The following is a 12,438-nucleotide window of genomic DNA, read 5'->3' as shown; positions in this document are numbered from 1 at the left end:
TTTGTTCAGGCGCCCTCGGCCCCGCGCATCATCCCGACCACACCCGAGCGGCCGACCTCGACCAGCCCAAGCTCGCGCATCAGGGCGATGAAACTGTCGATCTTGTCCGGCGCGCCGGTCAATTCGAATACGAAGCTGCTGGTGGTGGTGTCCACGACATTGGCGCGGAACAGTTCTGCGATCCGCAGCGCCTCGACCCGCGGCTCACCCTTGCCTGCGACCTTGATCAGCGCCAGTTCGCGCTCGACATGGGCCCCGGCGGTGGTGAGATCGGTCACACGGTGGACCGGCACGAGCCGTTCGAGCTGCGCTTCGATCTGGTCGATTACCTCGGGCGGCCCGCTGGTGACGATCGTGATACGGCTGACGGCGTGGTCTTCCGAAATATCAGCCACGGTGAGGCTGTCGATATTGTAGCCGCGCGCGGTGAACAGCCCGGTGATCTTGGCGAGGATCCCCGGCTCGTTGTCGACCGTAACGGTCAGGACGTGGCGCTCCGCCTCGGCGCTCTTGATTTTCATGTTCGGTGATCCCTCCGGCGAACGCGCTTAGACCAGCGCCTTCGCTTCGTCATCCATGGTGCCATCGACATGGTCACCGTAGAGCAGCATCTCTGTGTGCGCGGCACCGCTCGGAATCATCGGCAGGCAATTGGCGTCCTGCGCAACGAGGCAATCGACCATCACCGGCCCGTCATGATCGAGCATGGCCGCGATCCCTGCCTCCAGCTCGCTTTCGTCATGGATGCGGATGCCTTTCCAGCCGTAAGCCTCGGCGAGTTTCACGAAATCGGGCAGGCTGTCGGAATAGCTGTTCGAATAGCGGCTTTCGTAGGTGAGTTCCTGCCACTGGCGGACCATGCCCATGTATTCGTTGTTGAGGATGAACACCTTGACCGGCAGGCGATACTGGCTCGCCGTGCCGAGCTCCTGGATGTTCATCTGGATCGAAGCCTCGCCCGCGATGTCGATCACCAGCGCGTCCGGATCGCCCAGCTGCGCGCCGATCGCGGCGGGGAGGCCATAGCCCATGGTGCCGAGCCCGCCCGAGGTCAGCCACTTGTTGGGATTCTCGAACCCGAAATACTGCGCAGCCCACATCTGGTGCTGGCCGACTTCGGTGGAGATGATCGGCTCGCGCTTGCGGGTGAGTTCGTACAGTTGCTCGACCGCCTTCTGCGGCATGATCATGCCGGGGTTCTTGCGCGATTTTTCCGGGTAGGCGAGGCATTCGCGCGCGCGCCACCCAGCGATCCGTGCCTTCCATTCGCCGAGATCCTGCGGCTTGCGGTCGCCCCACGCCTCGATCAACTGGCCGAGCACCGTCGCGCAATCGCCGACAATGCCGAGATCGACCCGCACGTTCTTGTTAATCGAGGAGCGATCGATATCGATGTGGATCTTCGTGCTGTCGGGCGAGAACGCGTCGAGCCGCCCGGTTACCCGGTCATCGAACCGCGCACCGATGCAGATCATCACGTCGGCGCGGTTCATCGCCATGTTGGCTTCGTAGGTGCCGTGCATGCCCAGCATGCCGAGCCAGTCGGGATGCGTACTCGGAAACGCACCGAGGCCCATCAGCGTCGAAGTCAGCGGCGCGCCGGTCAGGTCCTGGAATTTCCGCAGCAGCTCGCTCGCTTGCGGACCCGAATTGATGATTCCGCCGCCGGTGTAGAGGATCGGCGATCTGGCCTGCGCGATCAGCTCCACTGCCTCGATGACCTGCTCTGCCGAAGCCGCCATCTGCGGGGCATACCGGTGCGAGGCGACGAGCTTGGAGGCGCGGCTTTGCGAAGGCACCGCGATCTGCACGTCCTTGGGAATATCGACGAGGACCGGGCCCGGGCGCCCGGTGGTGGCGATACGAAACGCTTCCTCGATGGTCGCGGCCAGATCGGTCGGGTCCTTCACCAGGTAATTGTGCTTGGTGCAGTGGCGGGTAATGCCGATCGTGTCGGCTTCCTGAAATGCATCGGTGCCGATCAGCGCAGTCGGGACCTGCCCGGTGATGACCACCATGGGGATCGAATCCATGAACGCATCGGCGATACCGGTGACGGCGTTGGTCGCGCCGGGGCCGGAAGTCACCAGCACCACGCCCGGCTTTCCGGTCGCGCGGGCATAGCCTTCCGCGGCATGCGCCGCGCCGGCTTCCGCGCGGACGAGGATGTGGCGGATGCGCTCGTCGCCGAACAGCTCGTCGTAGATCGGCAGCACTGCGCCGCCGGGATAGCCGAACACGAATTCCACGCCCTGATCGACCAGGCATTGCGTCAGGATCGCGGCGCCCGAGCGCTTGTCCGAGGCTGAAGGGTCGGCTGGGGAGCTTTCCGACACGTTGTTATCCTTGTCTGCTCGCCCGGAGAGGATGCGGCCCGGGTCGTTCGTGGTCTTAACAATAAATGAGGCCCGGCGCAGGGGCTGTGCGTCGGGCCATGAATGATGCGCTATCGGACATTTTCTAACGTGTCAAGCATTATTGGCGCAATAATGATCCAAAAACATCATCGAGATCGATACTTTTGGATTCAGCCCCTTCGGTCAGGCGTGCCCAGCTCTCCGGGGGCTGGCGCCGGAACCAGGTGTATTGCCGCTTGGCATAATTGCGTGTGGCCTGCGCTCCGGCCTGAAACAGCTCTTTCCGGTCGAATTCGCCAGCAAGATGGGCGGCGATTTCGGGCACGCCGATCGCCCGCATGATCGGCAGAGCGGGGTCGAGCCCGCGCTTGACCAATTCCTCGACCTCGGAAATCGCCCCGGCATTGAGCATTGCCTCGAACCGGGTGTCGCACCGTTCGTAGAGCCAGTCTCGGTCGGGCAGCAGAACTACGGCGGTGAGGTCGACATCCTCCTCGATCCCGCCTGTCTTGGCGAGCTGCCAGTCGGCGAGTGTCGTCCCGGTCGAGCGCTTGACTTCGAGTGCGCGCGCGATCCGCTGGCTGTCTCCCCGATCCAGCTGGGTCGCGCGCTCCGGGTCCTCGATCATCAGCGCGGCATAGGCGTCCTCGGTATCGAGGCCGCGCACCACCGCGCGAATCTCCGGATCGATTTCCGGGATCGGGGCTATCCCTTCGAGCAGCACCTTCATGTACATGCCGGTGCCCCCGACCAGCACCGGCAGCGCGCCCGCCTCGTGCGCCTCGGCGATCATACCCTTAGCGCGCCCAGCCCAGTCGGCGGCGGAGCAGGTCTGTTGTGCCTCCCACTCGCCATAGATCCGGTGCGGCGTCTGCTTGCGCTCCTTCTCGCTCGGTGCGGCGGACAGGATCGGAATGTCGCGATAGACCTGCATGCTGTCGGCGTTGACGATCCAGGTGTCGAGTTTCGTCTTGGCGCGCGCCTGTGCGAGCTGCAACGCAAGTCCGCTCTTGCCGCTGGCGGTCGGCCCTGCAATGAGCGCCACCCGGTTCTCGATTGGAGTTTTCCCCTTGCTCATAGCGCGGCTGATAGCAGACCCTGCGACCTTGGAAACACGCCTTGATGCGGCGAGTGCGACATTGGCGGAGCAGGGCATCCGCATCGCCGCCTCGGTGATGCTCGATTCCTGCGCGGACGTGCTGCAGTTGAGCTTTGCCGATGCGCCAGCAGAAACTGTGCTGGCGGCGATCGACGCACATTTCGCGCCCGCCGATATGCTGGTGAGCGACAGCGAGTTTGCGATCCCGCGCGTGTTCGTGTCCGACATGGATTCGACCATGATCGGGCAGGAATGCATCGACGAGCTTGCCGACTACGCCGGGATCAAGCCGCAGATTGCCGCGATCACCGAGCGGGCGATGCAGGGCGAGCTGGATTTCGAGTCGGCGCTGCGCGAGCGGGTGGCGCTGCTCGATGGGTTGGGAGAAAGCGCGATCGCCCGCTGCCTCGACGAACGGATCAGAGCGACGCCGGGTGCGAAGACGCTGGTATCGACGCTTTCGGCGCGGGGCTGCAGGACCGTGCTCGTTACCGGCGGATTCCATCACTTCGCCGATGTGGTCGGCGATCAGCTGGGCTTCGATCGGGTGGTGGGTAACCGGCTGACTGTCGAAGACGGCATGCTCGCCGGGACGCTCGATGGCCCGATCGTCGACAGCGCGGTCAAAGAAGCGGTGCTGCTGGAGGAGATCGCCGCGCTCGGACAATCGACGCCGAGCCTCGCCACGGGCGATGGCGCCAACGACATCCCGCTGATCGAGGCGGCAACTTATGGCGTAGCCTACCGCGCCAAGCCCCGGGCGAGGGCGGCTGCAAACGGACGGATCGATCGCGGCGATTTGACCGCGGTGCTCTCGCTGCTCGGTATTCCGACGAAGGACTGGGTTTACGGCTGAGCGAGGGGCGTCGCCGGATACCGGGAAAAATGGTTGTGATTCGGAACCGAAGTATGCTATTTACATTAATGTAAGTAAGCGCTGCTATTCCCCGCGCAGCACACCCGATCAACGAGGCCCGCTCACGATGTCCAACCCCGATTACACCCAGCTTTTCGCCGAAGACGGCACCGTCCTGCGTCATCCCGATCGCCCCACGCCGCGTTACTCGCTTCCGCGCGCGGTGAAGAATTTCCGCTTGCTGATGAAGGACAAGGAAGACACCAGTCTCGTCTTCAAGATCTTCGAATCGCTGCCGTCGAAGAGTTTCATGTCGCGGGTCGAATCGCTGATGCTGTCGGAGCGCGGCGAATACCTGCGCCGGACCGAGCCGAACCTGCCCGAAATCCTCGATGACCATGCGGCGCTCCGCAAGACGCCCAAGGGCAGCCTTGCGCATGTCTATTGCGACTTCATGGAGAGCGAGGGCCTGTCGGCCGCCGGGCTGGTGGCCGAATCCGACAAGCTGGGCCGTCCGAAGTATCCCGACCTGGTGCAGTGGTTCGCCGAGCGGTCGCGCGACACGCACGACCTGTTTCATATCCTCACCGGCTATGGCCGCGATGCGCTGGGCGAGCAGTGCGTGCTGCTGTTCACTCACGGCCAGTCGCCGAGTCACGGTCATCTGCTGATCGGCTATGCCGGCGCTGCCAACATCAAGACAATGGCGTGGGGCAGCAAGGCCCCCATCTTCGGTGCGGTCAACCAGGCGCGGCGGACCGGGAAGGGCGCGAAACGCCTGATCGAACAGCCGATCCGCGAGCTGCTGAAGCTGCCATTCGACGATGTGCGCGCGGCACTCAACATCCCCGAACCGACGAAATATCGCGAATGCCATCGCATCTGGCGCGAAGAAGGGATCGACCCCTACGATATGCTTGCGACCGAAGACACCGGCGGCGAAGGCATGGCGGCCGCCTGATTGTCCGTTGTCCCGGGCTTGACTCGGGACAGCTTCCGGCTTTGCATCGCACATCGATCGATCCCGGCTCACGTCCGGGACCCTGTTTGGCCTACAGCCAGCTTGAAATCTGACCCAGCGGCTTCTTTTTCAGGGCATGGACAGGCACGGTCGCGTCCTCGCTCGGCCGCCCCACCACGACGATCATCAGCGGCTTTTCCGATTCGGGCCGCTGGCAGGCTTCGCGCAGGAATCCCATCGGCGAGGGAGTATGGGTCAGCGTCGCCAATCCCGCCTCGTGCAGCGTCGCGATCAGCATTCCGCACGCGATCCCGACACTTTCGGTCACATAGTAGTTCTGCGTCTGCCCGTCTTCCTCGATGCCGCCCTTGCGCTGGGCGAACACGACGATGAGATAGGGCGCCGTTTCGAGAAATGGCTTGTCGGCATCGGTGCCGAGCTCCCTGAGTGCGCCGAGCCACTCATCGCTTGCTTTCGGGTTGTCCCCGTCCTCCCCGTAGAACCGGCGTTCTTCGGCTTCGGCGGCTTCGCGGATCGCGCGCTTGGTTGCGGACGATTCGACAACGGCGAAATGCCATGGCTGGTGATTGGCGCCGTTGGGGGCGGTGCCCGCGGCCTCGATCGCCGCCTCGATTACCTCGCGCGGAACCGGAGCGTCAGAGAAATAACGGCAGGTCCGGCGTTGCCTGAGCCGGTCGCGCATGGCTCGCGCGCGCGCAATGGCTTCGTCGTCGGGAAGCGCATCGAGCGAATAGGGCACGGTTTCGTGATCTCGCATAACGATTGCTATTGTCGCCTCGCGCGCCAAAGGGAAGAGCGACGTAGCGGAAATCCCGCTGGACAGCGTACTTACACCAATGTAGGTTGCATATGGTGAACTCAAATGAGTCGTTCTGGAGAATGACATGGCGCTGATCGACCGCCCGCTTGTTGCCGACAACCGAAGTGTTTCCGGCTTTCGTCCGTTCAAGGTGCTGCACCACTTCGGCAAGCTCGTCGAAGACAAGGAAGACACCGAGCAGGTGTTCCACATCATCGAGGCGACCAAGGGCCGCAGGAGCCATCGGCAGGCGTGGGATTTCATCAGGTCGCCCGATGGCCAGCGTTTCCTGCGCGAGGAACCCGACATTCCCGGCATGCTCGACGATCACGATCGCTGGGCCGACCTGCCCGAGAACAGCGTCGGCAAGCATTACATGGCATTCATGAAGCGCGAGGGGCTGACGGCGGCGGGCCTGGTCGAGGAAAGTCACAAATGGCTTCCCGCCGATCAGCGGCCGCACGACCTAACCGAATGGTATTTCGAGCGGCTGCGCGACACGCATGACTTGTTTCACGTGCTGACGACCTATGGCCGGGATGCGCTGGGCGAGGCGAGCCTGCTGGGCTTCAGCTATTCGCAGAACCACAACACGGGCATTCTCTTCATCGCCTATGCCGGAGCGCGCCAGATCAAGAAGGTCACGGGGACAAAGGCTCCGCTGTATTCCGCGATCCGCGAGGGGCGGCGACTGGGCAAGGCCGCAGCGCGGCTTGCGCACATGGATGTCGAGGCGGTGATGCGCGAAGATATCGACGAAGCCCGCGCGCGCCTCAACATCGGAGAGCCGGTGATCTATCGTGAATGCCTGCGCATTCTCGAGCAGGAAGGCTACCAGCGCGAGGATCTGGGCCTGTCAGAGCCGCAGATGGCCTGACGCCTACCGGTCTGCCTTGGGGATCACGAACTTGAGGCCGGACCAGACCTCGTCCACCGCGCACTTCTTGGTATCGACGAACCCTGCGGCGATCCCAACCCGCTGCACCGCCGCCTGATCGAGCGCGGTTTCGTGGCCCGAACCCTTCTTGGGCCAGCTGACCCAGATCTGACCGTCCGTGGCGACATGCTTGCGCAGCTGCGCCAGCTTTGCTGCCAGATCGCTTTCCTCGGTGACAAAGATGTGCGCCGCGTCGAACCCCGATTCCGGGTCGGCGACGAAGCGCAATTCGAGTGCGAATTCATCGATCTCGTCCATGATGCTTTCGGGCATCGCGTCGAACCAGCACACTTGCCCGTCGCGCAGACTCAGTTTTCTCGCGAGCGGCTTTCCGGAATATCCTGCGGTCATGTCACAGACCCTGCATCACGCAGTCGCCATAGTCGACCGCCAGGTGCCACAGCGCGCCCAGTCCCAGCGCCCGCACCCACCAGCGCGGGACGGCGAGCATGATGCAATAGCCCACCGCCGCCTCCCATCCGTGGAGCAGGTGAAAGCCGATGCTGCACCGGTCGGGATCGAAGATCGGGTCGGCCAGCACGTGATCGAAATCGATCAGGTTGGCAGCGGCGATAATCAGTCCCGCCTGCCACCAGCGTTTGCGCCAGAAGAGCCAGCCGAGCGCGAACGGCACGAGCCAATGCCCGCCATAGTGGAGAATCGGCTGGAGGAATTCCAACTAGGTGATCGCCTGTGAAAGCAGGAGTCCAGCTATCAACGAGAATGAGTTCCTGCTTTCGCAGGAACTCACGGTATTCAACCACCCATCCAGTCGCGGAAGAAGCTCTCATGCGCCTCGCGCAATGCACCGAGCGATTGCCCGAGTAGGCTGTCCCCGCCAACGGTGCCGATACGATGGAAGCCGACCATTTCGGCTTCATCGATGTCAGGCCCTTCGGCAACAATGCGGTTAAAGGCGTCGGCGTTCTCCGGCGAGACTGTAAGCACGTAGCGCGCCTGATCCTCGCCAAACCACCACTGTGCGACGGTGTAGCCTTCATAGCCATCGACCAGTTCCGCGCCGATCCCGCCCGAGAGCGCCATTTCGGCCAGCGCGACGGCAAGGCCGCCATCGGAAAGATCGTGCACCGCGGAAAGCAGCCCTTCGCCGATCAGCTTGCGCACGATCTGGCCCGCGCCGAATTCGGCAGCAAGGTTTACCGGTGGAGCGCGGCCTTCATCGCGGCCCTTGACCACGTCGAGCCACAGCGATTTCCCCAGATGCGAGCGGGTCGGATCGGGCTTCGCCCAGAATTCGGGCGCAAGCAGGTAGATCGCATCGCCTTCAGCCTTGAACGCGGACGTGACCATTTTCGACGCATCGTCGATTACGCCGACTCCGCCGATGGCTGGGGTGGGCAGGATCGCGCTGCCGCCGCCGGTCGCTTTGCTCTCGTTGTAGAGCGACACGTTGCCCGACACGATCGGGAAGTCGAGCGCGCGGCAGGCCTCGCCCATGCCTTCGAGCGCGTGGACGAATTGCGCCATGATCTCGGACCGCTGCGGATTGGCGAAGTTGAGGCAGTTGGTGACCGCCAGCGGTATCGCGCCGACCGCGCACAGATTGCGATAGGCCTCGGCAATTGCCTGCTTCCCGCCTTCGTAGGGATCGGCATAGACATAGCGCGGGGTGCAATCGGTGCTGATCGCGAGGGCGCGATTGGTGCCGTGGATGCGCACCACCGCGGCATCGCCGCCGGTTTGCAGCGTGTCGCCCATCACCTGGCTATCGTACTGTTCGGCAATCCAGCGGCGCGAAGCGAGGTTGGGGCTGGCGAGCATTGTGACGAGGTCTGCGCCCGGATCGTCGCTGTCGGGCACATCCTTCATCGGGGTGATGCCCGCCCATTCCGCATATTCGTCTCTGGAGAGGTAAGGCCGATCATATCCTGGCGCATCGGCGGCGAGCGGACCCAGCGGAATGTCGCACACGACCTCGCCCTGCCATTCGAGCACCATGTGCTGCGTGTCGGTCACTTCGCCGATGATCGCAAAGTCGAGCTCCCACTTCCTGAAGATCGCCTCGGCCATGGCTTCCTTGCCGGGCTTGAGGACCATGAGCATCCGCTCCTGGCTCTCGCTCAGCATCATTTCGTACGGAGTCATGCCCTCTTCGCGGCACGGCACCTTGTCCATGTCGAGCCGGATACCCGCCTTGCCATTGGTCGCCATCTCGACGCTGGAGGAGGTGAGACCCGCCGCGCCCATGTCCTGAATCGCGACGATCGCGTCGGTCGCCATCAGCTCAAGGCAGGCCTCGATCAGCAGCTTCTCTGTGAACGGATCGCCGACCTGCACCGTGGGGCGCTTGGCCTCGGCGTCTTCCTCGAAATCGGCGCTCGCCATCGTTGCGCCGTGGATACCGTCGCGCCCGGTCTTGGAGCCGACATACACGATCGGATTGCCGACGCCGGTCGCGGCAGAGTAGAAAATCTTGTCCTGATCCGCGACGCCCACGGTCATCGCGTTGACGAGGATATTGCCGTCATAGGCCGGGTGGAAGTTGGTTTCGCCGCCCACCGTGGGCACGCCTACGCAATTGCCATAACCGCCAATGCCCGCGACCACGCCTTGAACCAGGTGCTTCATCTTGGGGTGATCGGGGCGGCCGAAGCGCAGCGCGTTCATGTTCGCCACCGGCCGCGCGCCCATGGTGAAGACATCGCGCAGGATGCCGCCTACGCCCGTCGCCGCGCCCTGATAGGGTTCGATGTAGGAGGGGTGGTTGTGACTCTCCATCTTGAAGATCGCGGCGAGCTTCTGCCCGTCCAGCCCTTCGCCGATGTCGATCACGCCCGCATTCTCGCCCGGGCCGCAGATCACCCACGGTGCCTCAGTCGGAAGCTTCTTCAGATGCAGGCGCGAGCTCTTGTAGCTGCAGTGCTCGGACCACATGACCGAAAAGATGCCCAGCTCGACCAGATTGGGCTCTCGACCCAACCCGGCGAGCACGCGCTCGTATTCTTCAGGGGAAAGGCCGTGCTGTTCGACGATTTCAGGGGTGATTTCGCTCATGGCGATGCCCTTAGTTTAGACCGTCGAACTCGCCAACCCGCCGCGCTGCACGAAGTAGCGGTTCTCCCCGACCCACACTGCGAAACCGGTTGCCATCGCAAAGGCCAGCAGCGCCTGAATGTAGATCGCGAGACCGGCCTGCGCGGGCGCCGGTCCAAACCAGTTGATCGCCTGGAAGGCCAGCAGCACCCCGATCAGGATCAGCGGTGGCCCGATCGGGCCGCGCGTCCGGCGCATGTAGAACACAAAGGCACCCAGCGTGATGCCGAGCTCAAGCGGCATCGCGATATAGGGCAGATTCCACAGGCCCAGACCGTAGCGTTCCGGTCCGCCCGCCAGCGTCAGGTCGGGCCGGTGTGTCAGCCAGTCGAGCGCCCAGTGCGACAGCACCACCAGCCCCGCGAGCAACCCGGCGAGCGCGTTGCGATGCCAGATCAGAACGATCAGCGCGAGGCCGAGCGCCCAGATACCCGTGCCCAGCAGGCTGTGCGTGAAGGGCATGTGATAGAGATCGAACGGCACCATCACAGTCGCGCCCGGGTCGATCCGCATGCGTTCGATCCCCATGATGGCAAACGTGAAAAAGCCCCAGTCGACCAGCTGCGCGGCAATGAAATACCCGCCGAGCTTGGGCCCGCTGGGGCTGACGGCTGCGGCGACGAAAGCCGGTGCGAAGTGACCTATGAACATCGATGTATCGCCCCCCGTCCGGCGTCAGCTGCTGAAACGCAAGGCGATCCAGGTGGCGATCGCGCTGGTAGTGCCGGTCGCGAACGCACCCCACATGATATCCATGACGCTGACCTTGGTCGCCCACACCTTGAATACCGCCTGGCTGGTGAGATCGAACGTGGCGTAGCACAGCGCCCCAGCAGTATGCCGTTGATGAGGGCCGTCGCCACGCTGGAGTTTTCCAGCCCCGGCTTGATCGCGAACCACACCATCCCGGCGAGGTAGATGAAATAGAACACCGCCGCTGCCGCGACGTTGAAGTTCTCCGCCATGATTTCGCCGATGGCTGGGCGGTACAGGTTGGGCCCGGCCCAGCGCAGCCACATGGCGTCGAGAGCGCCGAACACGACGGCGGCCGAAATGTAGGCGATGATCCACTGCATCTGTATTCTTCCCGTTTGCGCCCCTTGTTTGTCGGGCAGCCTTGACCGGGCCGCGCGGCACGGTCAATGCTCCGACGCATGGACGAGGGTAACGGTTCCGCCGAAAAGGCGGGCGAGATCGAGAAGATGAGCTTCGAACAGGCGCTGGGCGCGCTCGAGGAGATCGTGCAACAGCTCGAACGCGGCGAAGTGCCGCTCGACGACGCGATCACGCTCTACGAACGCGGCGAAAAGCTGCGCGCGGCTTGCCAGAAACGGCTCGACGCGGCGCAGGCGCGGATCGAGAAGATCGTGACAGGTGCGGACGGAAAACCGAGCGGCACGGCCCCGTTCGACGAGCCGAACTGAGATGAATGTGGTCGGGATCGAAGATGATCTGCTCGGCGATGGGCTCAGGCAGGTCCAGCGCGAGATCGATTCGGTGTTCGATGCGTTCCTGCCTGTGCCCGACGACACCCGCGCGCGGCTGGTCGAGGCGATGCGCTACGCGGCAATCGGCGGCGGAAAGCGGGTTCGGCCCCTGCTGCTGGTCAGCACCGCCGAACTGTTCGGCGTCGCCCGCGATGCGGCATTGCGTGCCGGTGCCGCGGTCGAAGCGATCCACGTCTATTCGCTGATCCACGACGATTTGCCGTGCATGGACGATGACGATCTTCGCCACGGCAAGCCGACGCTTCACAAGACCTTCGACGAGGCGACTGCGGTGCTTGCCGGGGATGCACTGCATGCGCTGGCGTTCGAAATCCTGGCCGATACCGGCACCAGCCCCGATCCCTTCACCCGCAGCGAACTGATCGCGACGCTGGGTAAGGCGAGCGGGATGGGCGGAATGGCGGGCGGCCAGATGATGGACATGGTCGCCGACGAAGAGGGGGTCGATTACGACCTACACACCATCACCAGGCTCCAGCAGTTGAAGACCGGCGCGTTGCTGGCCGCAAGTGTCGAAATGGGCGCGATCCTCGGCAGGATCCCGCCCGAAGGCCGTACGCACTTACGTGGTTATGCGCGCGACATCGGCCTCGCGTTCCAGATCGCCGACGATCTGCTCGACGTGACAGGCGACGAGAGCAGGGCCGGCAAGGCGCTGCGCAAGGACGAGGGGCAAGGCAAACAGACCTTCGTAACCCTGATGGGAGTCGCCAAGGCGCGCGAACAGGCGCGAATGCTGATCGACCAGGCGATCGGTCATCTCGGCTCGCATGGAAGCGAGGCCGACATGCTGCGGGCGTTGGCGCGATTCATCATCGAGCGCGACCGGTGAGGCACTATCGTCTG

Annotated in this window: 13 protein-coding genes and 1 pseudogene; 5 read left to right on the top strand and 9 right to left on the bottom strand. The window is 63.7% G+C overall.

Translation table 11 applies throughout. The annotated features are described in order from the left end of the window. Positions 1-5: 5 nt before the first annotated feature. The 3 genes from ilvN to miaA all read right to left on the bottom strand — a co-directional run bounded on the left by ilvN (position 6) and on the right by miaA (position 3,435). Positions 6-521, bottom strand: a complete 516-nt coding sequence (ilvN, locus tag KDC96_RS05525) for an acetolactate synthase small subunit (RefSeq protein ID WP_212451376.1) — start codon at positions 519-521, stop codon at positions 6-8. A 27-nt stretch (positions 522-548) separates the two neighbouring features. Then, the gene (ilvB, locus tag KDC96_RS05520) at positions 549-2,336 is read right to left on the bottom strand and encodes a biosynthetic-type acetolactate synthase large subunit (RefSeq protein ID WP_212451374.1); all 1,788 of its coding nucleotides are present in this window, start codon (positions 2,334-2,336) and stop codon (positions 549-551) included. Between the two features lie 139 nt (positions 2,337-2,475). Further along, positions 2,476-3,435, bottom strand: coding sequence for a tRNA (adenosine(37)-N6)-dimethylallyltransferase MiaA (gene miaA, locus KDC96_RS05515; protein WP_212451372.1), 960 nt, complete (start codon positions 3,433-3,435; stop codon positions 2,476-2,478). On the opposite strand from miaA, the gene serB reads away from it, so the two are divergent. Then, the gene (serB, locus tag KDC96_RS05510) at positions 3,428-4,312 is read left to right on the top strand and encodes a phosphoserine phosphatase SerB (RefSeq protein ID WP_249171934.1); all 885 of its coding nucleotides are present in this window, start codon (positions 3,428-3,430) and stop codon (positions 4,310-4,312) included. The two genes, miaA and serB, sit on opposite strands and share 8 nt — an antisense overlap. Before the next feature lie 127 nt (positions 4,313-4,439). Continuing rightward, positions 4,440-5,273: a Coq4 family protein gene (locus tag KDC96_RS05505; RefSeq protein WP_212451368.1), complete on the top strand. Its 834-nt coding sequence runs from the start codon at positions 4,440-4,442 to the stop codon at positions 5,271-5,273. Between the two features lie 91 nt (positions 5,274-5,364). Here the strand turns inward: KDC96_RS05505 and KDC96_RS05500 are convergent, their stop codons facing one another. Next, a complete protein-coding gene (locus KDC96_RS05500; protein WP_212451366.1) occupies positions 5,365-6,051 on the bottom strand; it encodes a nitroreductase family protein in 687 nt (228 codons plus the stop codon). 127 nt (positions 6,052-6,178) lie between these two features. On the opposite strand from KDC96_RS05500, the gene KDC96_RS05495 reads away from it, so the two are divergent. Beyond that, entirely contained in the window at positions 6,179-6,970 is a 792-nt protein-coding gene (locus tag KDC96_RS05495; protein ID WP_212451364.1) for a Coq4 family protein, read from the top strand. 3 nt (positions 6,971-6,973) lie between these two features. Here the strand turns inward: KDC96_RS05495 and KDC96_RS05490 are convergent, their stop codons facing one another. From KDC96_RS05490 to KDC96_RS05470, 5 genes and pseudogenes are all read right to left on the bottom strand, one after another. Then, positions 6,974-7,381, bottom strand: coding sequence for a DUF3052 family protein (locus tag KDC96_RS05490; protein ID WP_212451362.1), 408 nt, complete (start codon positions 7,379-7,381; stop codon positions 6,974-6,976). A gap of 1 nt (position 7,382) precedes the next feature. Continuing rightward, complete coding sequence (locus KDC96_RS05485) at positions 7,383-7,709, bottom strand: DUF6122 family protein (RefSeq protein WP_212451351.1); 327 nt, start codon at positions 7,707-7,709, stop codon at positions 7,383-7,385. Between the two features lie 77 nt (positions 7,710-7,786). Next, positions 7,787-10,045, bottom strand: coding sequence for a phosphoribosylformylglycinamidine synthase subunit PurL (gene purL / locus KDC96_RS05480; protein ID WP_212451349.1), 2,259 nt, complete (start codon positions 10,043-10,045; stop codon positions 7,787-7,789). A gap of 15 nt (positions 10,046-10,060) precedes the next feature. Beyond that, entirely contained in the window at positions 10,061-10,735 is a 675-nt protein-coding gene (locus KDC96_RS05475; RefSeq protein WP_212451348.1) for a metal-dependent hydrolase, read from the bottom strand. 24 nt (positions 10,736-10,759) lie between these two features. Then, a pseudogene (locus KDC96_RS05470) lies at positions 10,760-11,103 on the bottom strand (DUF2177 family protein). A 135-nt stretch (positions 11,104-11,238) separates the two neighbouring features. Between KDC96_RS05470 and KDC96_RS05465 the strand changes: the two are divergent. Continuing rightward, positions 11,239-11,508: an exodeoxyribonuclease VII small subunit gene (locus KDC96_RS05465; RefSeq protein ID WP_212451347.1), complete on the top strand. Its 270-nt coding sequence runs from the start codon at positions 11,239-11,241 to the stop codon at positions 11,506-11,508. A 1-nt stretch (position 11,509) separates the two neighbouring features. Then, positions 11,510-12,424, top strand: a complete 915-nt coding sequence (locus tag KDC96_RS05460) for a polyprenyl synthetase family protein (RefSeq protein WP_212451346.1) — start codon at positions 11,510-11,512, stop codon at positions 12,422-12,424. Positions 12,425-12,438 lie beyond the last annotated feature (14 nt).

This window comes from Erythrobacter sp. JK5 (genome assembly GCF_018205975.1).
GTDB lineage: Bacteria > Pseudomonadota > Alphaproteobacteria > Sphingomonadales > Sphingomonadaceae > Erythrobacter.
The sequence above is the reverse complement of the archived record's forward strand: the minus strand, read 5'-3'. Positions and strand labels throughout refer to the sequence as shown.

Excerpts from the sequence above, each read along its gene's own strand:
- KDC96_RS05505 (WP_212451368.1), top strand. The coding sequence starts at position 4,440 with ATGTCCAACCCCGATTACACCCAGCTTTTCGCCGAAGACGGCACCGTC.
- KDC96_RS05500 (WP_212451366.1), bottom strand. The coding sequence starts at position 6,051 with ATGCGAGATCACGAAACCGTGCCCTATTCGCTCGATGCGCTTCCCGAC.
- KDC96_RS05490 (WP_212451362.1), bottom strand. The coding sequence starts at position 7,381 with ATGACCGCAGGATATTCCGGAAAGCCGCTCGCGAGAAAACTGAGTCTG.
- ilvN (WP_212451376.1), bottom strand. The coding sequence starts at position 521 with ATGAAAATCAAGAGCGCCGAGGCGGAGCGCCACGTCCTGACCGTTACG.
- miaA (WP_212451372.1), bottom strand. The coding sequence starts at position 3,435 with ATGAGCAAGGGGAAAACTCCAATCGAGAACCGGGTGGCGCTCATTGCA.
- KDC96_RS05475 (WP_212451348.1), bottom strand. The coding sequence starts at position 10,735 with ATGTTCATAGGTCACTTCGCACCGGCTTTCGTCGCCGCAGCCGTCAGC.
- KDC96_RS05465 (WP_212451347.1), top strand. The coding sequence starts at position 11,239 with ATGGACGAGGGTAACGGTTCCGCCGAAAAGGCGGGCGAGATCGAGAAG.
- purL (WP_212451349.1), bottom strand. The coding sequence starts at position 10,045 with ATGAGCGAAATCACCCCTGAAATCGTCGAACAGCACGGCCTTTCCCCT.
- KDC96_RS05460 (WP_212451346.1), top strand. The coding sequence starts at position 11,510 with ATGAATGTGGTCGGGATCGAAGATGATCTGCTCGGCGATGGGCTCAGG.
- KDC96_RS05495 (WP_212451364.1), top strand. The coding sequence starts at position 6,179 with ATGGCGCTGATCGACCGCCCGCTTGTTGCCGACAACCGAAGTGTTTCC.